The sequence below is a fragment of the Devosia alba genome, from assembly GCF_039938915.1.
Taxonomy (GTDB): domain Bacteria; phylum Pseudomonadota; class Alphaproteobacteria; order Rhizobiales; family Devosiaceae; genus Devosia; species Devosia alba.
Window position 1 is genome coordinate 1 of the sequence record NZ_JBDUUI010000023.1, and the last position, 23,205, is coordinate 23,205.

At 61.8% G+C, this 23,205-nt stretch carries 20 protein-coding genes and 2 pseudogenes; 13 read left to right on the forward strand and 9 right to left on the reverse strand.

Features of this window, described 5'->3' with window-relative positions:
- Positions 1-353: 353 nt before the first annotated feature.
- The 9 genes from ABFY71_RS17975 to ABFY71_RS18015 form a co-directional block, all read right to left on the reverse strand.
- On the reverse strand, positions 354-1,400 hold the full coding sequence (locus ABFY71_RS17975; RefSeq protein ID WP_347947261.1) for an NAD(P)-dependent alcohol dehydrogenase: 1,047 nt from the start codon (positions 1,398-1,400) through the stop codon (positions 354-356).
- Positions 1,401-1,453: 53 nt separating this feature from the next.
- Entirely contained in the window at positions 1,454-2,179 is a 726-nt protein-coding gene (locus tag ABFY71_RS17980) for an SDR family oxidoreductase (RefSeq protein ID WP_347947262.1), read from the reverse strand.
- Positions 2,180-2,210: 31 nt separating this feature from the next.
- Positions 2,211-3,830 (reverse strand): FGGY-family carbohydrate kinase, encoded by a 1,620-nt coding sequence (locus ABFY71_RS17985; protein WP_347947263.1) that lies wholly within the window; start codon positions 3,828-3,830, stop codon positions 2,211-2,213.
- Between the two features lie 28 nt (positions 3,831-3,858).
- Positions 3,859-4,590 (reverse strand): SDR family oxidoreductase, encoded by a 732-nt coding sequence (locus tag ABFY71_RS17990; protein WP_347947264.1) that lies wholly within the window; start codon positions 4,588-4,590, stop codon positions 3,859-3,861.
- Positions 4,591-4,626: 36 nt separating this feature from the next.
- Complete coding sequence (locus ABFY71_RS17995; RefSeq protein ID WP_347947265.1) at positions 4,627-5,601, reverse strand: ABC transporter permease; 975 nt, start codon at positions 5,599-5,601, stop codon at positions 4,627-4,629.
- Positions 5,591-7,093 carry a sugar ABC transporter ATP-binding protein gene (locus ABFY71_RS18000; RefSeq protein ID WP_347947266.1) on the reverse strand — a complete coding sequence of 501 codons (1,503 nt, stop codon included), beginning with the start codon at positions 7,091-7,093 and terminating at the stop codon, positions 5,591-5,593. Before ABFY71_RS18000 ends, ABFY71_RS17995 begins: the two co-directional genes overlap by 11 nt.
- Positions 7,094-7,161: 68 nt before the next feature.
- Entirely contained in the window at positions 7,162-8,070 is a 909-nt protein-coding gene (locus ABFY71_RS18005) for an ABC transporter substrate-binding protein (RefSeq protein ID WP_431021551.1), read from the reverse strand.
- Positions 8,071-8,169: 99 nt separating this feature from the next.
- The gene (locus ABFY71_RS18010; protein WP_347947268.1) at positions 8,170-9,051 is read right to left on the reverse strand and encodes a helix-turn-helix domain-containing protein; all 882 of its coding nucleotides are present in this window, start codon (positions 9,049-9,051) and stop codon (positions 8,170-8,172) included.
- Between the two features lie 454 nt (positions 9,052-9,505).
- On the reverse strand, positions 9,506-10,558 hold the full coding sequence (locus tag ABFY71_RS18015) for a GlxA family transcriptional regulator (RefSeq protein WP_347947269.1): 1,053 nt from the start codon (positions 10,556-10,558) through the stop codon (positions 9,506-9,508).
- Positions 10,559-11,020: 462 nt separating this feature from the next.
- Between ABFY71_RS18015 and ABFY71_RS18020 the strand changes: the two are divergent.
- The 13 genes and pseudogenes from ABFY71_RS18020 to ABFY71_RS18075 form a co-directional block, all read left to right on the forward strand.
- Positions 11,021-11,170, forward strand: a pseudogene (locus tag ABFY71_RS18020) (transcriptional regulator); the annotation flags it as partial.
- 380 nt (positions 11,171-11,550) lie between these two features.
- Positions 11,551-12,030 carry a class I SAM-dependent methyltransferase gene (locus ABFY71_RS18025; RefSeq protein WP_347947270.1) on the forward strand — a complete coding sequence of 160 codons (480 nt, stop codon included), beginning with the start codon at positions 11,551-11,553 and terminating at the stop codon, positions 12,028-12,030.
- A 148-nt stretch (positions 12,031-12,178) separates the two neighbouring features.
- Positions 12,179-12,271: pseudogene (locus ABFY71_RS19350) on the forward strand (YjiS-like domain-containing protein); the annotation flags it as partial.
- Between the two features lie 174 nt (positions 12,272-12,445).
- On the forward strand, positions 12,446-13,591 hold the full coding sequence (locus ABFY71_RS18030; protein WP_347947271.1) for a YncE family protein: 1,146 nt from the start codon (positions 12,446-12,448) through the stop codon (positions 13,589-13,591).
- Between the two features lie 150 nt (positions 13,592-13,741).
- Positions 13,742-13,981, forward strand: a complete 240-nt coding sequence (locus ABFY71_RS18035) for a hypothetical protein (RefSeq protein WP_347947272.1) — start codon at positions 13,742-13,744, stop codon at positions 13,979-13,981.
- A gap of 309 nt (positions 13,982-14,290) precedes the next feature.
- Positions 14,291-15,319, forward strand: coding sequence for a LacI family DNA-binding transcriptional regulator (locus ABFY71_RS18040; protein WP_347947273.1), 1,029 nt, complete (start codon positions 14,291-14,293; stop codon positions 15,317-15,319).
- A 9-nt stretch (positions 15,320-15,328) separates the two neighbouring features.
- Positions 15,329-16,945, forward strand: a complete 1,617-nt coding sequence (locus tag ABFY71_RS18045) for an FAD-dependent oxidoreductase (protein ID WP_347947274.1) — start codon at positions 15,329-15,331, stop codon at positions 16,943-16,945.
- A gap of 20 nt (positions 16,946-16,965) precedes the next feature.
- Positions 16,966-18,237, forward strand: a complete 1,272-nt coding sequence (locus ABFY71_RS18050) for an ABC transporter substrate-binding protein (RefSeq protein ID WP_347947275.1) — start codon at positions 16,966-16,968, stop codon at positions 18,235-18,237.
- A 60-nt stretch (positions 18,238-18,297) separates the two neighbouring features.
- Complete coding sequence (locus ABFY71_RS18055; protein ID WP_347947276.1) at positions 18,298-19,212, forward strand: carbohydrate ABC transporter permease; 915 nt, start codon at positions 18,298-18,300, stop codon at positions 19,210-19,212.
- On the forward strand, positions 19,202-20,044 hold the full coding sequence (locus ABFY71_RS18060; RefSeq protein WP_347947277.1) for a carbohydrate ABC transporter permease: 843 nt from the start codon (positions 19,202-19,204) through the stop codon (positions 20,042-20,044). Before ABFY71_RS18055 ends, ABFY71_RS18060 begins: the two co-directional genes overlap by 11 nt.
- A gap of 12 nt (positions 20,045-20,056) precedes the next feature.
- On the forward strand, positions 20,057-21,100 hold the full coding sequence (locus ABFY71_RS18065) for an ABC transporter ATP-binding protein (protein ID WP_347947278.1): 1,044 nt from the start codon (positions 20,057-20,059) through the stop codon (positions 21,098-21,100).
- A gap of 1 nt (position 21,101) precedes the next feature.
- Positions 21,102-21,803 (forward strand): hypothetical protein, encoded by a 702-nt coding sequence (locus ABFY71_RS18070; RefSeq protein WP_347947279.1) that lies wholly within the window; start codon positions 21,102-21,104, stop codon positions 21,801-21,803.
- 174 nt (positions 21,804-21,977) lie between these two features.
- Complete coding sequence (locus tag ABFY71_RS18075; protein WP_347947280.1) at positions 21,978-23,015, forward strand: IS110 family RNA-guided transposase; 1,038 nt, start codon at positions 21,978-21,980, stop codon at positions 23,013-23,015.
- The last annotated feature ends 190 nt before the right edge of the window (positions 23,016-23,205 follow it).

Consider the following 23,205-nt stretch of genomic DNA (forward strand, 5'->3'; position numbering starts at 1 on the left):
CGGCTTCCTGCATGGGTGGCTTTGCGACGCCAAGAGGCATCTCAAACCCTTCACCTTTTCTGCCATTCGTGCACTATACGTCAGATTCTAAAAGCGGACGGCGGACTACGAAAACGATCACTACCGGGATGGGAAAGGACGGCACTTTCGGCTGTCCAAGCAAAGGCAGGCGAAAAATGGGATCTAGCTGCCGCTATGCTTGCCTATGACCTTTGGTGGTCAGCGCCATCGAGAACCTGCCGTTACCGGGCTCTGGGGAAGAGTAGGAGCGCGACCGGCCAAACGAGCATTTCTGGCTCGAGCTGCAGGCAGGATCGCCAACAGCCGCTCTCCTCCACCGGTTCGACAGCCCTTTACTCATGCATTCTGATCTGGATTTTGACATCATCGGGCCGCGCTTCCACCGCCCGGTCAAACGCCTTGACGCTGTCTTCAAAGGCGAAGGTCGCCGAAATCAGCGGCTTGAGATCGACCTTCCCCGAGGCAATAAGCGCGATCGCCCGGTCATATTGGTGGGCATAGCGAAACACATTCTCGATCCGCAGCTCCTTGATCGAGGCGCCAGCAATATCGACCGCCACCGGCTCAACCGGCAAGCCGACCACCACAATGGTTCCCCCCGGGCGTGGCAGCTCCATGATGGTCTTCCAGGCCTGCGGCGATCCGGAACATTCAAACACCACATCGGCCCCCCAGCCCTCGGTAAGCCGGGCGACTTCCTCGACCACGTTCTTGTCCCGGATATTGACGGGGATGATGCCCTGGTATTGCGCCGCAATGTCGAGCTTGGGCTGGGCCAGATCGGCCACCATGACGCGCGCGCAGCCCCCCGCAAGCGCCGCCAGGGCAACCATGGTGCCGATCGGCCCCGCCCCCAGCACAACGGCCGTATCGCCCGGCGCGATCCGCGCCTTGCTGGCAGCCTGCATCCCCACCGCAAACGGCTCCACCATGGCGCCCTCGGCAAAGCTGACATGGTCGGGCAGCTTGAAGGTATAATTGGCCGGATGCACCACCTCGGCAGTCAGCACGCCATGCACCGGCGGCGTCGCCCAGAAGCTGACGGCCGGATCGACATTGTACATGCCCAGCCGGCTGGCCCGCGAATTGGCATCGGGAATGCCCGGCTCCATGCAGACCCGGTCACCGACCTTGAGATGGGTGACGCCGGCGCCGACGGCACTGATCGTGCCGGCCGCCTCATGCCCCAGCACCATGGGCGCCTCCACCACAAAGGGACCGATCTTGCCATGGGTATAGTAATGCACGTCCGAACCGCACACGCCCACCGTATGAATGGCGATCCCGACCATGCCTGGCCCGACATCGAGCGGCAGGTCGATGTCGCGCAGGGCCAGCTCGTGCTGGCGTTCAAGAACGAGGGCGCGCACTTTGGTCATGGTCGAACTCCACAGAGAGGCGTAACAGGATCGCCAGGGGAAAGGTGGTCTAATCAGACCGCGAGGAAACCACCGTCAACCGGCAGGACAGTTCCCGTGATCATACGGCCGTCATCGGACAGCAGCAGCGCGATGCTTTGCGCCACTTCTTGGGCTATTGCGAAACGGTTCAGCGGATGGCGCACCATCATCGGCGCGCTCTTTGCCGGGTCGCTCCAGGCTTCGACGGCCAGTTCCGTCAAGGTTATGGTCGGCGCGACGCAGTTGACACGAATGCCATGGGGCCCGAGTTCCTTGGCCAGAACGCGACTGGCGCCCTCCAGCCCTGCCTTGGACGCAGCGTAGCAGAGATGATCCTGGAAGCCGCGGTGACTGGCAATCGAGGTGATGTTGACGATGGCGCCGCCGCCGCCGGCGGCGATGCGTGCCCGGGCAAATTCCTGGCTGGTTATCAGGGCAGCGCGCAGGTTGATACCGAGCACTGCCTCGTACCCGGCTTCCGTCATCCCCGTGACACTTTCGAGGACGTTGACGCCGGCGCTGTTGACAAGGAAATCGCTGGTGCCGGCCTCGACCATTGCCGCGCGGGTCGCAGCGACATCGGCCAGGTCGACCCTTATGGAGCGGCCGCCGATCTCAGCGCGCAGGCTGTCGAGGTCCGATTGCGTACGGCTCATGGCGATAATGTCGGCGCCCCGCGCGGCAAGCAACTGCGCCGTGGCGCGGCCGATGCCCTTGCCAGCGCCGGTGATGATGATGGTCTTGCCGGAAAATTGCATGATGTCTCGCTGGGATGAAATGGTGGGGACGTCAGTTCAGATGTGTCGTCATCGTTTGGCGGATGTCGCGCGCCGTTTTCTGCAACAGCAGGAACGCCGCATAGCGCGCGTCCTGAAGGGCGCGTGATTTGGGATCGGGCGTGCAGGTGATCGCAATGCGGGACATTGCCGCCATTGCCGCTTGTAGCGTCGGAAATACTCCGGACGCGACGGCGCCAAGCATTGCCGAACCAAGCAGTACCGGCTCTTCGCATTCGGTCACGTCTATCGGCAGGCCCGTGGCGTCTGCCAGAATCTGTCGCGTCAGCGGATGCGCGCCGGCGCCACCGCTGACACTAATGGTCTGGACGGGCGCACCGTGATCGGCCTGCGTCTCGATGATCTGGCGCAGTCCATAGCCGAGGCTGCAAATCCCGGCGACATAGAGCGCAACCAGAGAATCCTCTCCCGTTTCCATGCCTTGCCCCATGATGACAGCGCGCGCATGCGGATCGGCGAAGGGCGCGCGATTGCCCATGAATTCTGGAACGACATGCAGGTCATGGAGCAGAGCGACGGACGCGCTGGCGCCACCGGCCAGCTCCAGTGCCCGATCGGCAAGCCATTGTGGCAAGGATTTGCCCGCGGCCGCCGCCAACCCTTGGGCCTGGGTGGTGACCGAATGCAACTGGACCAACTGGTCGATAGCAGCGCCGGCCGCAGATTGGCCTCCTTCATTCAGCCAGGCGCCCGGGATCATAGCGGAATAATAGGGCCCCCAGACACCAGGCACGAAGGCCGGCTCGCGCGTCGTGGTCATTGTGCAGGACGAGGTACCGAACACATAGCCCAGCGCCCGGGTAGCGTTGCCGCCTGCCGCCACAGTGCCGACGCCACCGGCATGGGCATCGATCAATCCCGCAGCGACGGATGTGTGGGGACGCAGACCAAAGGCCGCCGCGGCTTGGCTGGTCAGTCCCTGGGCCAGAGACGATCCCGGGTGAACGACACTCTGTCCAATTCGGGCAAAACCGTCATCTGCCAGATCACCCAGACCGATCTGGCGGAAGTAGCTGGGATCCCAGCGCTGTTCATGGGCGAGATAGGTCCATTTACAGGTCACCGTGCAGGCCGAACGATCCAGCGCGCCGCTGGCCTTCCAGGTCAAAAAATCGGTGAGGTCAAAGAAATGCTCGGCTCGTGCATAGACGTCTGGCCGATGTTCGCGCAGCCATAGAAGCTTTGGCGTTTCCATTTCAGGGGAAATGCGACCGCCGACATATTTTAGGACATCGTGGCCCTGCTCGTTGATGCGTTCCGCCTGCTCAAGTGCACGATGATCCATCCAAACGATTACATTGCGGTCAGGATGAGATGGATCGCCCACCGGAAGACCTGCTCCTTGGGGGCCAATCACCACCAGCGAACAGGTCGCGTCAAACCCGATGCCGACAACATCGAAAGGGTCAATCTTCGCGGCGACGACGCATTCACGCACGCTGGTACAGACGGCATCCCAGATTTGCGCACTCGACTGCTCGGAGATGCCGCCATCCTGGCGGTGCATGATCACGGCGCGCTTGGCCGTGGCCAGCATCCGACCGGCAGCATCGAAGACGCCGGCTCGGGCCGAGCCGGTGCCAACATCAACGCCGATCAGATACTGGGCCAAGGTCACTCTCCGTGTTGTGAAGATCGTGTCAGACGCGATCGAAATTGGTCGGCAGCACGATCATGTCGCGGATCGTTACCGTCCGCTTACGCGTCAGCATGTAGACGACGGCGTCGGCAACCTCTTCAGGGTCGATCAGGCTGCCGCTTTCCTTGGCCTTGCGCAGGTTTTCCTCTGGCCAATCGGCCAGCAGCGCCGAGATGACCGGGCCTGGCGAGACCTGCGATACGCGCACGCCATGCGGAATCATCTGGCGCCGCATTCCCTGCACAAAGCTGGTTATGGCCCATTTGGACCCCGAATAGACGGGCTCCCAATAGGTCGGGAAGTGACCGGCAATGGAGCAGGTTACGACGATATCGCCCGTCTTGCGCGCGCTCATATGCGGCACAACGGCATGAACATTCTTCATGACCGCGTTGACGTTGAGGTTGAGCATATTGTCGATGGCCTCGGGCGTGGTCTCGGTGATGTCGCCGCCGATATAGGTTCCCGCATTGCAGTAGAGGATGTCGATCTGCCCAACCTTGCCCAGGATTTCAGGGATCATGGCCGCGCAGCTTGCCGCATCAAGCAAGTTAGTCACCTGCGGGATGGCTTTGTCACCCAGCGTACCTACGAGCTCCGTCAGCGCCTTCTCGTTCCAGTCCACCATGACAACGGTGGCCCCTTGTCCAAGCAGCGCCTTTGTGGTGGCAAGCCCGATCCCGGAGGCCGCACCAGTAATGACCGCGACCTTGCCTTGCAGCGACTCAGACATCGAAATTCTCCTAGTTGAAACAGTGGCGGGCGAGGCTCAGCGCCATTCACGCCCGATATAGATGGCAATCAGGATGATTGCGCCTTTGATGACGTCCTGCAGGTAGGGGTTGATCCCCATCAGGTTCAGCCCGTTATTGAGAATACCCAGCAGAACCGCGCCTATCAGCGTGCCGATAATCAGACCGCGTCCCCCCGATATGGCCGTGCCGCCCAGAACCACGGCCGCAATGGCATCGAGCTCGAAACCATTGCCGGCATTGGGTTGGCCGCTCATCAGCCGGCCGGTGAGTACGACCGCAGCAAGTGCTGCCGTCAGGCCAGAAATGCCATAGACGGCAAGTTTGACCATATGGGTTTTGACGCCCGAAAGCCGGGCTGCAGTCTCGTTGCCGCCGATAGCATAGACGTGACGGCCAAAGGCGGTACGTTCCAGCACCAACCATGCCACAGCGTAGATGACCAGCATGACGATGACTGGAACCGGCACGATGCCGATGCGACCGATGCCGAACCAGGACATCCAGCTCGGAATGCCGCTGATCGGATAGCCGCCCGAGTAGATCAGCGCGAGCCCGCGCGCCATGCCCATGGTGGCCAAGGTCACGATGATCGATGGCATTCGACCCCAAGCGACGAGCGCGCCATTGGCCAAGCCGATCCCGAGGCCAAGCAGCAGACCCAGCGCAAGGGCCAGCTCGGCGGGAAGACCAGAATTGACGATCAGGCCAGAGGAGATCGTACCGACAAAGGCCATGACAGCGCCGACCGAGAGGTCAATGCCGCCGGTCAGGATGACAAAAGTCATGCCAACGGCAAGGATGCCCACGATCGACACCTGGCGGAGAACGTTGAGCAGGTTGTCCACGCTTAGGAAGTTGGGGCTGGCGAGAGACATCAATGTGGAGACGACCAGAAGACCGGCCAGCGGCAGGATCAGCGGCGAATGCAGAATGCGACCCATATTGCGGACCGGCGCATAAGCCTCGCCCGTTTTTGCTTCATTCGACATATTCGCTGCTCCCGGTGGTGGCGTGAGTCATGATTTCTTCGGAGTTGATCTGATCGGTGGCAAGCGTGGCGACGATCCCGCCTTGGCGGAACACGCAGACGCGGTCTGACATGCCGATTACTTCGGGCAGTTCTGACGAGATCATGATGATGGCATTGCCCTGGGCAGTGAATTGCCGCATCAGGGCGTAGATTTCAGCCTTGGCCCCGACGTCGATGCCGCGGGTCGGCTCATCGAACACCAGCACTTTCATCTGATGATTGAGCCAGCGGGCGATGACGACCTTCTGCTGGTTGCCGCCAGACAGCGTATCAACCCGCGCTAGCGGACCCTGCGACTTGACGCCGACCTGCTCCATTGCCGTAGTGGTCGATGCTAGCTCTTTCTTGCGATCGATGAACCAATGCCCGCGCCGATATTTGACGTAGTTGTTGAGCGAAATGTTGTGCAGGATGGAGAAGGTGGTGATCAGACCCTGCTCCTTGCGGCTTTCGGGCAGCAGACCAATGCCATGATAGAGCGCGTCGTCGGGTCCGGAGAACCGCTGGCTCACGCCATTCAGCTTGAGCTTGCAGCGGGCCGACGGACCGGCGCCAAGCATGGCGAGCACTGTCTCTGTCCGGCCGGAGCCGACCAGCCCGGCAAAGCCAAGGATTTCGCCGGCCTGCACCTGGAAATGCGACACCGGGCCATTTCGCTTGAGCTGAACCTGCTCAACCTCCAGCAGGACAGGCGCCGCAGGTTCGGACGCCGGCTTGTGAGGGAAGGCCTGGTCAATGCGGCGGCCGACCATCATTTCGACGAGGCGATCATTGTCCACTTCGGACACGGCGCAGGAGGCAATAAATTCTCCGTCACGCAACACGGTAATGCGATCGCATATCTGGAAGATCTCTTCGAGGTGATGCGAGATGAAAATGATCGCGACACCCTGGCGGCGCAATTCGCGCATCACCTTGAACAGATGCTCGACCTCGGTGGGGGTCAGTGTGGCCGTGGGTTCATCGAGTATCAGAATACGGGCATCCAGCGAGAGTGCCTTGGCAATCTCGACGAATTGCTGTTCGGCCACGGAGAGCCGATGAATGGGAACATCCGTGCGGATACTGACACCCAGCCGCTGCATGATTTCGGCAGCGCGCCGGCGCATCGCGCCCTTATCCAGCAAGCCGAGCCGATTGCGCAATTCACGGGCGAGAAACATGTTTTCGACTGCGTTCAGATCCGGGATGAGGCTGAATTCCTGAAACACGATGCCAATGCCAGCGGCAATGGCCTGATCATAGCTGGCAAATTCGTGCGCCTGTCCTTCGATCAGGATCGTGCCGGAGGTCGGCTGCAGACTGCCGCAGAGAATTTTCATCAGCGTGGACTTGCCGGCGCCGTTCTCACCCAAAAGGGCATGAACCTCGCCGGATCGCACGTCGAGATCGACGCCGCTAAGCACCTCGATCTTGCCGAAGCTCTTTCTGATGCTTTTCAGTTCCAGCATCCCGCGCGCTCCTATCCGAATGATGCCTTGCCCCCGCCCAGTGACGGGGGCAAAGCGGAAACGACTACTTACCAGCTGAAATCGGCTGCATTCTCGGCGTCGACCACCATCACGTCGATCGGCACTTCCTTGGGAACGACACGGGCGCCCCACATATGGGCCAGCGCAAGGGCGAGGCCGACCCGAACCTGGTCGCGGGGGAATTGTGCGGTGGTCTCAATGAAGGCCGAGCCCTGCGCAATGGCTTCGACAGCTTCCGGAGCGCCATCGACAGAGGTCAACTTAATGTCGCGACCCGAGCCCTGGATCGCAGCCAGGGCGCCCATCGCGCCACCGTCATTGACCGAAAAGATCCCGGCGAGATCGGGATAGGACTGGATCATGTTCTCGACCACGCCCAGCGCCACCGAACGGTCCTGACGGCCATTCTGGGTGGTGACAAGGGTGATGCCCTCGAACTCTTCGAGCGCAGCCTTGCAGCCTTCGACGCGCTCTAGGATCGGCACGACGGCGATGCCATCGAGGATGGCGACTTCACCACTGCCACCAAGGCTCTCGCCAAGATACTTGCAGGAGAGGTAACCGGCGTCGCGGTTCTTGGAGCCGACAAAAGTATCGACCGGGCCATTCGCACTGGCATCGACCGCCACAACGATTACGCCTTGCGCCTTGGCGGCCTGCACCGCGGCCTCAACGCCGGCACTGTCGGTTGGGTTGAGCAGCAGAATGTCGATACCCTGCTGGAGCATGTCTTCGACATCGGAAATTTGCTTGGCCACATCGTGACCGGCATCGGTGACAATGACCGTGGCGCCCAACGAAGCGGCCGCTTCATTGAGCGCTTCCTGCATCGAGACAAAATACGGGTTGTTCAGCTCCTGGAACGTCATGCCGATCTTGAGCCCTTCCTGTGCCGAGGCACCCGAAGTGGCGATGGCCAAGGTCAGCAGCGACGCCGTGATGGTTTTGGTAATCATAGTCATGGTCCTCCCATGTAGCTCAGGGCAAAGCTGCCCATTCTGGGCGACGGTATGTCACCCAAATTCTTTGATTGACGTGAAGTATTGACGGTGCGGTCAGGCCACTTTTGCCAGGTCCCGGTTGGCAGCGAAGGTGGCCTTGAACTGTGAAGGCGACATGCCTTTGAAATTCTGAAAATGACGATTGAAGTTGGACAGATTCAGAAACCCCACCTCAAAACAGATCTCGCCAACCCGCGCATTGGCGTCCCGAAGCAGCAGCTGGCAGGCAAGGTCCACCCGCAACTGATTGCGATAGCGCACCAGGGTCTTGCCGGTGTGGCGCTTGAAGGCCCGCGAGAAGGCGCTTTTGCTTTGCCCGACCATGTGCGCCAGGTCCCCCTCGTCAACCTGCTCGGTCAGGTTGTCTTTCAGGTGGGCAATGGCCCTGTTGATGCCACTGTCATTGATACGGGTCAGGTCAAGCTGGAAGCTGAGACTGGCCAGAACTTCGTACTGCCCTTCCACTAAGTGACCCAGAATTTCCCAGAACAGGGCCAGTCGCGCCAGCCCCTGGGTTTCAATCACGCGCTCGATCAGCGGCCTGACTTTCCTGCTGGTCTCAGCGTCGAACAAGAGTCCGCGTCGGCTGTGCTCAAGCATTGGCTGCAGCACACTCATCTCGGCCATATGTGCACAAGCACTGTCGATGAAGGCTTCCGGAAACTGAATAACCCGCGAGCGGATCGGTACAATCTGACCAGGCTGAATGTTGCTAATCCAGTTCTGTGGAAGGTTAGGTCCAGTCATAATCAGCTGGCCAGGTTCAAAATCTCCAACGAAGTCACCAATGTAAAATTTTCCAGATGTCGCAACAATCAAATGTATTTCGTATTCAGGGTGATAGTGCCAGCGAACTGTGCGAAAGGGATAACCATGCATCCAGGCAGAGAATGACTCGCCTTTTCGGATATGGACAAGTTCCAGATCAGGTTGCAATTATCACCTCCCTCGACAGTTTTTCATCATGAGCTATTTTCTAGCTTCTCTGTTACTGTGTCGTAAGCACGTTAGCGCGTGTAATCGCCCATGCGCCACATCAGACCAGAGAAAAGATCGATACTTTTTTTACGCCAAGGTGACGACAATTGAACATCGCAAGGTCGGCAATTCGGATCAGCAATGCGAAAAACGAATGGCCTGTCGGATGTGGTTGCCGCCTCTTGCAGAATTGGACAAGCATTTGCTCACCATGTCCGCCAAGCCTCAACGCAAATGAATAGTCGGCTCAGCGCCCCATTTCGGCCGTTGAGCGTGACGCCACCATTTCGCAAGACCTGCCATTCCGCTATGGGTCAATTCGAGCTCGATGCCGATCTTGACGGTGTCGCGGCGAAGAATGCCGCCTGGTACAGGACATTTTCCGCTGCGCGATGGCGGAGAATACGTGTGGTCATCCCGCCTCTGATCCCTTCAATACACCATCTCCATGCCGCTCGTGCTGTGAACTCGACCGAACATAGTCGGGAATCCTGAAGCGGCGGCGGTAGTCGCCTGGCGGGATTCCCGTCAGACGCCGGAACAGGCGACTGAACGAGGAGGCATCCTCGTAGCCAACCTCGCGGCCGATCGCGTCGATGGGGGCGGAGCCGGTCTCGAGCATCTGCTTCGCCTCTTCGATGCGCAGCGCCTGGACATAGGCAAGTGCCGAGTAGCCGGTAGCCGCCTTGAACCGGCGATCGAACGTGCGCTTGGGCAAGCCCGATATGAGCGACACCTCGGCCACGACGTCCGGGTGCTCGTAATTCTCCGCGAGCCAGGCCTGGCATTTGAGAACGAGTGCGTCTGCATGGACGACATTGACCGCCATAGAGGCATAGGGCAGCTGTCCGTCGCGATGCCACTGATAGAGGAAGAACCTGGAAATGCGTATCGCTTCCTCGCCGCTGCCATAGCGGGCGATGAGGAGGAGCGCGAGGTCCTGCCACGACGAAGCGCCGCCGCAAGAGATGATGTTGTGGCCGTCGCCGGTTTGAACCAGGATGCGGTCCTCGTGCAGCAGGATGTCGGGAAACTCCTGGCGGAACACCGGTACATGGCTCCAATGCGTCGTCGTCTCGCGCCCGGTAAGCAGCCCAGCCGCAGCCAGGACCAGAGAGCCGCCACAGGCGGAGCAAATTAAGGCACCCTGTTCGTGCATCTTCGCTACCCAGTCGATGATGCGGCGATCGATGGAGTGAAGCTCCTCTGGCGTCAACACCACCGGGTTTGGCACGAAGACGATATCGGTCTGCTCGATGTCGTCGATCGAGTCCTGCGGAATAATGCTCACGCCGGCGATGAGCTCGAGTGGTCCGTGCTCGGCCGCGACGATGCGCGGCTCAAAGAGCGCCTCGCCGGGGGGATTCTTGAAAAACTTTCCCGCTGCCCAGAGCGTATCGAACACGCCGTAGATGATCGAGGGATCGCATTCCCGAAACACGACGATGCTAACGCGCTTCGGCATCGATTATCCTCCCGTTTGGCTCATCTCGCACGGTTCCGGCTATTCTGCCTCTCTCCCCGCGGGCCTCGCCGTGTGTATTTCCACGCTCCGGACGCCATTGGGAAAGTCCAGTCTGACGAGTAGGAATAGTAAATACGAGAATATGACCAAGGTCCATCCGGCACCCCAGGCGCGTTTCCAACACTCTTGTAGATGAACACCCGGAAGAACGATGCGTTCGTCGCTCACCGAGCGGTGGCGACATCGAAGAACACAGTCGACAACACAACAAAGATTGGCCTCAGGCCCCCTGAGTGCCTTAACGGGGCTGCGGATAAGCGGCGCCTGACAAACCACAATTGGAGAAACGATATGACCGCTGCATCTGCGGTGCGCGAGCACTCTATTGAATACGACGACGGCAAGGCCCAGGCCTTTGTCGGCAAAATGATGGGCGCGTTCAACAACGCGGCCCTGATGCTGATGACCTCCGTGGGCCATCGCACCGGCCTGTTCGACGGCTTGGCGAGGGTTTCGCCCTGCACGACGGCCGAGCTTGCCGCCGAGGCCGACCTTGCCGAGCGTTACGTGCGCGAATGGCTGGCGGTGATGACAACCGCGGGCGTCGTTGAGTACGAGCCGAACAAGCAGACCTATTTCCTGCCAGCCGAACACGCCGCCTGGCTGACGCGCGCTGCAGCACCCAATAACATCGCAGTCACCGCGCAGATGATCGGCGTCGCCGCCGGCGTCGAGGACGAGATCGTCACCCATTTCCGCGACGGACACGGCGTCCACTACGATCACTACGGACGCTTCCACGAGGTGATGGGCGAGCACACCGCCCAGGCGGTGGTGATGAACCTCATCGCTCATATCCTGCCGCTCGTTCCGGACGCCATCGCCCGGCTGGAAGAGGGTATCGACGTAATCGATGTCGGCTGCGGCGCCGGCGGCGCACTTCTGCTGCTCGCCGAACGCTTCCCGAAGAGCCGCTTCACCGGCGTGGACCTGTGCGCCGACGCCTTTGCGAGGCAGCCGAAACCGCAAAGAGGAAGGGACTGTCCAATCTCGTCTTCAAAGAGCTCGACATTTCGACCGTCGACACGCTCGGCGGCTACGACCTCGTGTTCGCCTTCGACGCGGTGCACGACCAGAAGGACCCCCAAGGGATGCTCGCCACGATCCGTCGCTCGTTGCGCCCGGACGGCACCTTCCTGATGGTGGACATCGACGGGTCGAGCTACCTCGAGAACAATCTCGAGCATCCGCTGGGCGCGTATCTCTACATGATGTCGACCATGCACTGCACGCCCGTCTCTCTGGCGCAGGGTGGCGCCGGGCTTGGCACGATGTGGGGCTTCGAACTGGCGTCTGAAATGCTGGCGCTGGCGGGCTTCGGGGATGTCAAGCTGAACCGCCTTCCGACCGATCCCTTCAATGTCTACTTCGTCGCCGGGCCATATGCCTGCGCGACCAACGAGGGACCTTGAGGCGGGGCCAGAGATGCAGCCATGAGCAGCAACGTCGGAACCACTCTCAGATCCTACGGAATGGCGGCCCGCGCAGCCGCCATTCTCTCCGCCGCCGAGGCACGACTGCGAGACAGCCTCGCGGCCGTCACCGCAGCGTGCCGAACGCGCCGCCTCGCTTCTCCAGTGGCTTTCGGAGCACGAACTCAAGGATCTTGGCTTGTCGAGGTCCGATAGCGTTCGGGTCATCCGCAGACGCTGAGCCCATTGGGGCCCGAGCGTCCGGCACACACAAGCGACTGAACGGCGCCGACAAGCTTTGGGACTCCCGTCACGACGCTTGTCCCGTTTGCGAAGGTGCGCCTGTCCGACGTCGGACAGGCGCTGCCATGACTGTCCATTCATTCCAACCATACAAACACGAAAGAACCATGCCATGAAACGCCTGTTACACTCGCTTCTCACAACCAGCATCCTCGCGCTTGCCGCCAGCTCCGCACAGGCGGAGCAGACGGCCCTCGTCCTCTATGAAACGAAGGGCCAGCAGGCGATCCGCCAGGAGGGCATCGCCTTCGTCGAACTCGATCCGGTGGCGCCTGACTATGGCAAGATCCTCGCCCAGATTCCCCTGCCGCCGGACCTGATCTCGCACCACATCTTCTATAACCCGGCGCGCGACCGGGCCTACGTCACCTCGCTCGGCCGCTCCGAACTGCGAGTTCTCGACGTGACGAGCTTCCCGTACCGGGCCAAAGTCGTCGCCGTGCCGGGCTGCGTGGTGGGCGAGGACGTCGCCTTCTCCGAGGCGCAGAACCGATGGTATCTCACCTGCATGGGAAGCTCGGTGGTCATCGTCGGGGACGCAACGACAGACGAGATGCTCGACACGATCGCCTTGCCCGCGCCCTATCCCCACGGCATCACTGTCCATGACGGCATCGACCGGATGCTGGTGACGAGCACGATCAACCCGAAGGATCCGACGGATGCCGGCGAGTCGATCGTGGTCATCCAGCCGAGCACCGGCGAGGTCCTGTCGACGCACAAAGTCTCGGACAAGCCGTCTCCCTCGGGCACAGCGCCCGTCGAGGCCTTCTTCGTTCCCGGCGCCGAGCCGCCGGTCGCCTACATCACCAACATGAACGAGGGCCGCATCTGGATCGCCGAATGGCAGCCGGAGTCGGAGACGTTCTCCTTTCGCGGCGATTTCGACTTCACCGCGATCGGCCAAGGCGTAGCGCTTGAGGTCTATTTCAACGCCGCAGGCGACCGGGCCTATGTGACCACGGCGCTGCCGGGGCATCTTAACGCCTTCGACATTTCCGACCCGCGCGCGCCCAAGCATCTCTACGCCGTCGAGGCGGCCGGCGGCGCCCACCACCTGGTGTTCTCGCCCGACGGCAACCGTGCCTACGTCCAGAACAGCCTGATCAACATTCCCGGCACGAACGACGGCTCGATCTCGGTGATCGATCTGGTGGAAGGTGCCAAGGTCGGCAGCATCGACACGTTCAAGGACGCGGGCCTCACGGTCAACACGATCATGCTGACGCCCGAGGCCGAGGACTTTCACGCCCACTGACACCGACTGCCGTGGGGACCCTATCTCAACGGGATGCAGGTCGATCTCGATATCTTCAAGACCGAGTTCGGCGGCGAGTGAACGAAGGGCGGCGCCCAGCCTAGCCGGGCGCCGCCCTTCGCCGGATCGCATTCAACGAGTGCCCACACCATGGAAATACTCATCAACGCGGCGAACATCCTCTACGTGACGGCCTACTTCACGATGGACATGTTGCGCCTGAGAATTCTCACCGTGACAGCGGCATGCTGCCTTGCGGACTATTTCTACAGCCAGCCCGTCCCGATGCTGAACGTGGTGGCGTGGAACGTATTCTTCATCCTGTTGAACCTGACGCAGATCGTCAGGATCGTGCTGGCAAGATACAGAGAGGCTCTGGGTGGAGCGTGATCTACCCTCATTTGTGGTCTTGTTCACGCGCTTGCGCCCGGCAATACGGATCTAACTGTTGTAGCCAGAAGCGGACAGGCAGCAAACCACCGCTGGGGCGTGACGGGACCAGGCCGGCCGCTTCCGACCCCGGCTCTGCCGTTGGGCGGGAGCTGCCGATCAGCAATGCGCCCCATTGCGGCCGTCCCCGGGGCCCTCTCGTTTTCCTGAAAGCTGACTCAATAGGTCTTGACAAAGGCACGGACGGAACTGCTAATGCGCATTAACTGCTAATACGCATTAGCGTTTGAATGGGCGGAAGTACTGGCCTTGGCAACAAAGCGACTGACCCAGAATGATATCGCCCGGCTCGCCGGCGTGAGCCAGGCGACGGTCTCGCTTGTGCTGAATGGAGCCGTCAGCGCTGAAGGCCGAATCCCTCAGGACACGCGCGATCGGATCAACAAAGTTATTCGCGAAACAGGCTATGTTGCCGACCCGGTGGCTCGCCGCATGGCCAAAGGGCTTAACCGCATTCTCGGCGTTTTCACCTATGAACCCGCCTTCCCCAGCGCCCAGGCTGACTTTTTCACTCCCTTCCTGCTGGGTATTGAGGAAGCAGCCCAGGAAGTCGGCTATGACCTGCTGCTGTTGACCGGCGCTGCCAAGGGCGCAGAGCGCAAGATCTTTGGCAAGAATACGCGCCTTCGTCTTGCTGATGGCTGCCTAGTTCTGGGACGCGAATTCGACCTCGAGGAGCTAGCCCGCCTGGTTGCAGGCGACTATCCATTCGTCGCCGTCGGCCGACGCGACGACGCCGGCGGGCCGGTGCCCTATGTCGGCGGCGACTATGCCTCCGCCACCGCGGCGCTGGTCGATCGAGTGCGTCAGCTCGGCCACACCAGGATCGCCTATGTCGGCCCGTCTTCCGGCGCGGAATCCACCATCGATCGCTGGGCCGGCTTTTCGGGTGCTATAGCCGGACTGCACCTGGTCGCGCACATCCCCGATGTCGCCGGGAGCGGCGAGAAAAACCTCGATTTCCTGCTGGCCAGCGGCGCCACTGCCGTCTTCTTCACCGAACTCGCAGATGCGCTGGCCGTGGACAATGCGGCCCGGCAGCGCGGCATAACCGTGCCCGGACGGCTCTCCATAGTCGTCCTGGGCAACCATATCCGCGCCGAACAGACCGGCCGCCGCTTTACCTCCTTTTCCATCCCCCGAGAGGCCATGGCCCGCGCCGCCACCGAAATGCTGGTGCGCCGGGTCGAGAACGACGCGCCCATCCAGCAGATCCTGCTGCCCTGCGAACCGGTCGAGGGGGAAACCCTCGGCCCTGCCCCATCGAACACGATCTAAGACGAGACCATGACCCCAAAAGAACTCAGTGCAGATATCCTAGTCGTCGGTGGCGGCCTTGGTGGTGTGGCAGCGGCGCTCGGCGCCCTGCGCAATGGCCGCAGCGTCATCATGAGCGAGGAATATGACTGGCTCGGCGGTCAGCTCACCAGCCAGGCTGTGCCACCCGACGAACATAGCTGGGTCGAACAGTTCGGCATTACCCGATCTTACCGTCAGCTGCGCAACGGCATCCGCCAATATTATCGCGACCACTACCCGCTGACCGCCGAAAGCCGCGCATGGGGCGATCTCAATCCCGGCGCCGGCTTCGTCAGCCGGCTCTGCGCCGAACCGCGCGTCGGCGTTGCCGTCGTCAATGCCATGCTGATGCCCTATATCGGCGGCGGCCGGCTCACCCTGCTGCAGCCCTACCGGCCTCTGGGTGCCGATGTTGAGGGTGATACCGTCCGCTCGATCACCCTGCGCCATCGCGATACCGGCGCCGAGATCATCGCTACCGCCGCCTATATCATCGACGCCACCGAGCTCGGCGATCTGCTGCCGATGACCGGCACCGAATACGTGACCGGCTTTGAAAGCCGCGCCGAAACCGGCGAACCCAGTGCCCCTGACGTCGCACAGCCCGACAATGTCCAGGCGGTCTCGATCTGCTTTGCCATCGACCATGTCGATGGCGACCAGACCATCGACAAGCCGGACAATTATGATTTCTGGCGCCAATACCAGCCCAGCTTCTGGGGCGGCCCGCTGCTCGGCTTCAAGGCGCCGCATCCGCGCACCCTCGAGGTCACCGAGCGCTCCTTCACCCCCAATCCCGATGACGATCCGCTGCTGGTCGATGCCGACCAACGCCGCAATCCCGGCGACGGCAATCTGTGGACCTTCCGCCGCATCGCCGCGCGGCGCAATTTCGTGCCCGGTGCCTATGGCTCGGACATCTGCCTCGTGAACTGGCCGATGATCGACTATATGGAAGGCTCGATCATCGATGTCTCCGAAGCCGACAAGGCGCGCCACATCACGGCCGCCGCCGAGCTGTCCTATTCGGTGTTCTACTGGCTGCAGACCGAAGCCCCCCGCGTCGATGGCGGCACCGGCTTTCCCGGCCTGCGCCTGCGCGGCGATGTCACCGGCACCGATCATGGCCTCGCCATGGCGCCCTATATCCGCGAAAGCCGCCGCATCAGGGCGGTCACCACCATCGTCGAGCAGGATGTGTCGATGACCATCCACTGCAACCCGCTGTCCCGGCAATATCGCGACAGCACGGGCATTGGCATGTACCGCATCGATCTGCATCCCTCGACGGGCGGCGACAATTATGTCGACGTCGAATCCGCCCCCTTCGAGATTCCGCTCGGCGCTCTGCTGCCGCAGCGGGTCAGAAACCTGCTGCCGGCCGGCAAGAACATTGGCACCACGCACATCACCAATGGCTGCTACCGGCTGCATCCGGTCGAGTGGAATATCGGCGAAGTCGCCGGCCTGCTCGCCGCACACTGTCTCAATAATGGGCTCACACCACACCAGGTGCAGGAAAACCAGGCCCAGCTGACAGATTTCCAGACGCGGTTGCATGGCGAGGGGATCGAGATCCGCTGGCCCGACATCCGTGGCTACTGAACCAACAGGAGGAGAACACCATGTCGTATCGAAATGCCCTTAAATCCGGCGTCGCGCTGGCCAGCCTCGTCGTGCCTCTGGCCTATGGCGGCGCAGCATGGGCCCAGGACGCCGTCGAGCTGCGCATGACCATCTGGAGCGCCAATGAGGCGCATTTGGCCATGTTCAACGAGATCGCCGAGGGCTTCATGGCCAGCCATCCCAATGTCTCGGTCACCTTCGAGCCCATCCCGTTCGACAACTATACCACGACCCTCACCACCCAGATTGCCGGCGGCAACGCCCCCGACCTGGCGTGGATCCTCGAAACCACCGCGGCGGACTTCGTCAATTCCGGTGCACTGGCCCCGCTGACCGAGGCGTTCACCGCGACGGAAGGCTATGATTTCGCTGATGTCAGCGAACAGGCCACCGCGCTCTGGACCAGGGACGGGCAGCTCTATGCCTATCCGTTCTCCACCTCGCCCTTTGCTATCTTTGCCAACAACGACGTCATCAACACCGCCGGCGCCCGCACGCCCGCCGCGCTGATCGAAGCAGGCGAATGGACCTGGGACAGTGCTTTCGCCACGGCCGCTGCCGTCGCCGAAAACGGCCAGACCGGCCTTGTGGTGCGCGATTTCAAATATCAGACCTGGCAGAACCTGGCCACGATCTGGCGCGGCTGGGGCGCCTCGCCCTGGTCGGAAGACGGAAAGACTTGCGCCTTCACCGAACAGCCCATGGTCGACGCCATGACGGCGATCCACAGCGCCATCTTTACCGATGCCGCGATGCCCGGACCCGGCGAGGACATCGACTTCTTCGCCGGCGAGACCGGCATGACCATCACCCAGATTTCGCGGGCCTCGCTGTTGCCCAAGGAAAACCCCTTCGACTGGGATCTGGTGCCGCTGCCGGCTGGTCCGGCCGGTGACTATGCCGTGGTCGGCCAGGCCGGCGTCGGCGCCTTTGCCGCCAGCCCCAATGCCGAAACCGCCGTTGCCTTCCTGGCCTATATGACCAATGCGGAAAACAGCCAGAAACTGGCCCAGTTCTTCCCGCCCGCCCGCACGAGCCTGCTCAATGCAACCGCCCTCGCCGCGACCAATCCGCTGCTCTCCCCGGAGCAGATCGAGAGTGTGGTGATCTCGGGCATTGCCAATGGCACGGTACTGCCCGGCCATACCAACTTCGCCCAGATCCAGCAGACGGTCCGCGCCGGCCTTGATGCCCTCTGGGTAGCCGATGCCGATGTGCCGGCCGTACTGGCTTCCGTCTGCGACAGTGTCGGCCCGCTGCTCGCGCGCTAAGCCCAACAAGGGGGCGGGATCACAACGGTCCCGCTACTCGTTCCCGCTACGGAGCCCCGCATGACCTCAGCCACCAGCCCACGAGAACGCCCGTTCTGGACCATCGAGCGTCGCGACGCCGTGGCGGGCTATGCCTTCATCGTGCCGCAACTGATCGGCACGATGGTCTTCGTGCTGATCCCGCTCGGCCTGGTCTTCTGGTATTCCCTCCATGAGTGGAACGTGCTGGCCAATACGTTCAACTTCGTCGGCGACGCCAATTACCAGCAATTGCTGCGCGACCCGTCCCTGCTCCGGGTCCTGGCCTCATCGGCCATTTTTTCGGCCGGCCTCGTCGTGCTCAATATGACCCTGGCGCTGCTACTGGCCGTGCTGCTGGACCAGAAACTGCGCGGCATGGTGGTGTTTCGCACGCTGTTTTTCTCGCCCGTCGTCGTGTCGCTGGTCGCCTGGACCATCGTCTGGAGCTTCCTGCTGCAGAACAATGGCGGCATCAACGGCTTCCTGCAGTTGCTGGGCATTACCGGCCCCAACTGGCTGCGCGAGCCCGGCACGGCCATGGCGTCGGTCATCGTGGTGCAGGTCTTCAAGAATGTCGGCCTCAATATGATCCTGTTCCTGGCCGCGCTGCAGGGCGTGCCCAAGGAGCTCTATGAGGCGGCGCGCGTCGATGGCGCCTCGGCATGGAAGCAGTTCCGCCGCATTACGGTGCCGATGATCTCGCCGACCATCCTGCTCACCTCGATCATCACCATTGTCGGCTCGCTGCAGGTCTTCGCACAGATCGCCGTGCTGACCCAGGGCGGCCCCGGCATCTCGACCACGGTGCTGGTCTATTACCTCTACCAGCAGGCCTTCCAGTTCCACTTCTTCGGCTATGGCTCGACCCTGTCGATCCTGCTCTTCCTCATCGTTGCCGTGCTGACTTTCGCGCAATGGCAGTTGCGCAAGCGGATCGTGTTCTATGAAAACTGAGCATTCCCCCCGCATCCAGGTCGCGCTTTACGGGCTGATGTGCGTGCTGCTGATCCCCTTCGTGTTCCCGACCTGGTGGATGATCACCTCCTCGGTCAAGCCGATCAGCGACATCTTCGCCTTTCCGCCCGACCTGTGGCCGCGCCGCTTCGACTGGACGACCTATCAGAGCGTCTTCGAGCTGCAGCCCTTTGCCCAGCAATACTGGAACTCGGCCTATATCGCCGCCATCGTCACGGTGGGCACGATGATCTTCTCCTCGATGGCCGGTTACGCCTTTGCGCGCATCCGCTTTCCGGGGGCCAATCTGCTGTTCACCGTGGTGCTGCTCGGCCTGCTGATCCCCGCCGAGGTCACCATCGTGCCGCTGTTCCAAATGTTTCTGGGCTGGGGCATGATCAATACCCATTGGCCGCTGATCCTGGTGCCGATCTTTGGCGCGCCCTCGGTCTTTGCCACCTTCGTCATGCGCCAGTTCTTCATCGCCCTACCCGGCGAGCTCGAAGAGGCCGCCCGCGTCGACGGGTTGGGGCGCTTCAAGATCTTCTGGATCATCGCGCTGCCCCTGGCCAAGCCGGCTTTGGGCGCGGTGGCGATCTTCACCTTCCTCCATAGCTGGAACCTCTATCTCGAACCGATCGTCTTCATCTCCTCGCGCACCATGTTCACCCTGCCCCAGGCCCTGACGCAGTTCACCGATGCCTATGGCGGCGCCATGTGGAACATCCAGATGGCGGCGGCGACCATGACCGCCCTGCCCGTGCTGGTGGTCTTCATCATCGCCCAGAAACAGTTCGTCGAGGGCCTCGCCCATACCGGCCTCAAGGGCTAAAGGAAATTATCGATGGCGCCTGTCACCCTCAATCACGTCAAGAAAAGCTATGGCGACGTTCCCGTCATCCATGGCGTCGATATCGACATTGCCGACGGTGAATTCGTCGTGCTGGTCGGCCCCTCGGGCTGCGGCAAGTCCACCCTGCTGCGCATGATCGCCGGGCTTGAAACCATCACCGGTGGCGAGATTTCCATCGGCGCCCGCGTCGTCAACGACCTTGACCCCAAGGATCGCGACATCGCCATGGTCTTCCAGAATTACGCGCTCTATCCGCATATGACTGTCGAGACCAATATGGGCTTCTCGCTCGAGCATCGCGGCGCCAGCAAGGCCGAGATCGCCGAGCGGGTGAACTGGGCGGCTGACATTCTGGGCCTCGTGCCGCTGCTCAAGCGCTATCCGCGCCAGCTCTCTGGCGGGCAACGCCAGCGCGTCGCCATGGGCCGCGCCATCGTGCGCAACCCGCAGGTCTTCCTGTTCGATGAACCGCTTTCCAACCTCGACGCCAAGCTGCGCGTGGTGATGCGCGGCGAGATCAAGAGCCTGCATCAGCGGCTGGGCGTGACCACCGTCTATGTCACCCACGATCAGGTCGAAGCCATGACCATGGCCGACAAGATCGTCGTCATGCATGCCGGCAAGGTCGAGCAGATCGGCGCCCCGCTCGAGCTTTACGACCGCCCCGCCAACCAGTTCGTCGCCGGCTTTATCGGCTCGCCCTCGATGAATTTCATCGGCGGCACGATCACCCAAGCCGGCTTCGTCGCCGCCGGCATTACCCTGCCGCTGCCCGCAGGCGTCAAGGGCGACAATGCCGTTTACGGCATCCGTCCCGAGCACTTTGAGCTGACGCCCGATGGCCTGCCGGCCATCGTGCAACTGGTCGAACCGATGGGATCGGAAACCCAGGTGACCATGACACTGGGCGAGCACAAGGTCATCGGCGTCTTCCGCGAGCGCGTCCAGGCCCGCCCCGGCGCCACGCTCAATGTCCGGCCCGATATCGGCAACATCCACCTGTTCGACGCAACGACTGGCCTGCGGATCAACTGACATGCCCCTTTATCCCGAGACCCCGCTTTACCGCGCCATCACCACAGGCGCCTTCCCCATCATCGTCTCGCTGCCGCGCCACGATCTCGACCTCGCCCGGGCCGCGTTCGAGGCCGGCGCAGGCGCCATCAAGGTCCATCTCAACGCCTTCCACCGCGCCAGCGGCACGCGCTTTGGCAGCTATGCGGCGGAAAGGCCGTTTCTCGAACAGCTCGCCAAGCTCGGCGCGCCCATGCTTGTCATGGCCGGCCAGGAGACCGTGCCCACGCTGAACGAGCTGAACGCCCTGGCCGATCTGGGCTTTGAAGGCTTCAACGTCTATGTCGACCACCTGCAGCCGCATATGCTGCAATCACGCCTGCGCCCCATGCCGGCGCTCTCGTCCACCAGCACAGACGCCGATACAATGCGCCTTGCCGCCATCCCCGGTGCCATGCTCGAAGCCTCGATCATGGACTTCGCCGACTATGGCACTGCCCTCACCCCGGCCGATATCGCCCGCTACGCCCACATTGCCGGCCAGTCGAGCGCCCCCGTCATTGCCCCAAGCCAGAAGAAATTCACGCCCGCAGATATGCCCGCGCTGCGCGGTTCTGGCATGGCGGCTTTACTGCTCGGCGTGATCGTCACCGGGACCACGCCGAAGGACATGCTGTCGCGTGTCGCAGCCTTTACCAAGGCGCCTGGCGCCGCTGTGCGTTAGCTAATAAGTCGGCTTTCGTGCAAATCCTCTGTCAGCAGGAAAGGCCAAAAAGGGGACATCTGCTGCCAGGTAGGAAGGCGCCCCATTCAGATGAGGTGGATGGCTCCCGCTCCCGGCATCTGAGTGCCAAAGTGGGTTTGCTGTCAGGCAACCCAAGCAAAGGAGCCATCCGCCATGCAGATTACCACCATAGGCCTCGATCTGGCCAAGCGTGTTTTTCAAGTTCATGCCGTTGACCCGTCTGGAGACGTTGTCGTGCGCAAAGCCCTACGGCGATCGCAAGTTCTGCCGTTCTTCACCAAGTTGCCGCCCTGCCTGATCGGTATCGAGGCGTGCGGCACTTCCCATCATTGGGCGCGCGAGCTGACGCGGCTCGGTCATGAGGTCCGCATGATGCCGCCGGCCTACGTGAAGCCGTATGTGAAGCGCGGCAAGAACGATGGCGTGGACGCCGAAGCGATCTGCGAAGCCGTGACCCGCCCGACCATGCGTTTCGTGGCGATGAAGTCAGCCGAGCAGCAGGCGGCACTGTCGCTTCACCGCACGCGCAATCTCCTGGTTAAGCAGCGCACGCAGCTGGTCAACATGATCCGCGGCCTACTGGCCGAGTTCGGCATCGACATTCCCGAAGGGTTGGAGCGGGCTCTTGGCCTGGCACGCCAGATCGCCGCCAAGGAAGTAACGCCAGACGTGCCGCAGATGGCGATGCATGTTCTAGGCCTGCTTTGCAGACAGGTCCTCGATACCCATGTCCGTTTGCAGGCGATCGACCGAGCGATCCTTGCCCTGCAGAGAACCGATGAGGTGGCGCGGCGTCTGTCGACCATTCCTGGGATCGGCCCGGTCGGTGCAACGGCACTCGCGGCATCGGTTGCTGATCCCGGACAGTTCCGTTCGGGTCGAGAGTTCGCCGCCTGGCTGGGGCTTACGCCCTCGCAAAACTCGAGTGGTGGCAAGGACCGGCTCGGCCGCATCACCAAGATGGGTGATCGGTATCTGAGGAAGCTCTTGGTGATCGGCGCCACCTCTCTGGTCCGCCGAGCTAAGTATAAACCCCAAGCAGCAGATCCCCACCTCCTGGCGTTGCTTGCCCGAAAGCCGGCGCGTGTTGCGAGCGTGGCCATGACCAACAAGATGGCCCGCGTGGTCTGGGCGGTCATGGCTCGCGGCGAGGTCTACCAAGCTCGCCATACTCCCAGCCTTGCAGCGTAAAACCAGCGAGAGATTGCATCCTGAAGCAATATCCAGTTCGAGCCGATTAACCGGCTCCATGAGGTTGTGAGAGCGACGCGATGTGATGGCGAAACCGGTCAGGCCGGAAACAGGGACAACCCGTCGAATGTCTGAGGCTGTTGATTGCCACTGAGATCTGACCCTCTGAGGGCGTAAATTTTCACTGAGA

Bases quoted from the DNA above. Each gene is read 5' to 3' on its own strand.
- ABFY71_RS17975 (WP_347947261.1), bottom strand. From the start codon at position 1,400: ATGACCAAAGTGCGCGCCCTCGTTCTTGAACGCCAGCACGAGCTGGCC.
- ABFY71_RS17980 (WP_347947262.1), bottom strand. From the start codon at position 2,179: ATGCAATTTTCCGGCAAGACCATCATCATCACCGGCGCTGGCAAGGGC.
- ABFY71_RS17990 (WP_347947264.1), bottom strand. From the start codon at position 4,590: ATGTCTGAGTCGCTGCAAGGCAAGGTCGCGGTCATTACTGGTGCGGCC.
- ABFY71_RS17995 (WP_347947265.1), bottom strand. From the start codon at position 5,601: ATGTCGAATGAAGCAAAAACGGGCGAGGCTTATGCGCCGGTCCGCAAT.
- ABFY71_RS18000 (WP_347947266.1), bottom strand. From the start codon at position 7,093: ATGCTGGAACTGAAAAGCATCAGAAAGAGCTTCGGCAAGATCGAGGTG.
- ABFY71_RS18005 (WP_431021551.1), bottom strand. From the start codon at position 8,070: ATGATTACCAAAACCATCACGGCGTCGCTGCTGACCTTGGCCATCGCC.
- ABFY71_RS18015 (WP_347947269.1), bottom strand. From the start codon at position 10,558: ATGCCGAAGCGCGTTAGCATCGTCGTGTTTCGGGAATGCGATCCCTCG.
- ABFY71_RS18030 (WP_347947271.1), top strand. From the start codon at position 12,446: ATGAAACGCCTGTTACACTCGCTTCTCACAACCAGCATCCTCGCGCTT.
- ABFY71_RS18035 (WP_347947272.1), top strand. From the start codon at position 13,742: ATGGAAATACTCATCAACGCGGCGAACATCCTCTACGTGACGGCCTAC.
- ABFY71_RS18045 (WP_347947274.1), top strand. From the start codon at position 15,329: ATGACCCCAAAAGAACTCAGTGCAGATATCCTAGTCGTCGGTGGCGGC.
- ABFY71_RS18050 (WP_347947275.1), top strand. From the start codon at position 16,966: ATGTCGTATCGAAATGCCCTTAAATCCGGCGTCGCGCTGGCCAGCCTC.
- ABFY71_RS18055 (WP_347947276.1), top strand. From the start codon at position 18,298: ATGACCTCAGCCACCAGCCCACGAGAACGCCCGTTCTGGACCATCGAG.
- ABFY71_RS18060 (WP_347947277.1), top strand. From the start codon at position 19,202: ATGAAAACTGAGCATTCCCCCCGCATCCAGGTCGCGCTTTACGGGCTG.
- ABFY71_RS18065 (WP_347947278.1), top strand. From the start codon at position 20,057: ATGGCGCCTGTCACCCTCAATCACGTCAAGAAAAGCTATGGCGACGTT.
- ABFY71_RS18070 (WP_347947279.1), top strand. From the start codon at position 21,102: ATGCCCCTTTATCCCGAGACCCCGCTTTACCGCGCCATCACCACAGGC.
- ABFY71_RS18075 (WP_347947280.1), top strand. From the start codon at position 21,978: ATGCAGATTACCACCATAGGCCTCGATCTGGCCAAGCGTGTTTTTCAA.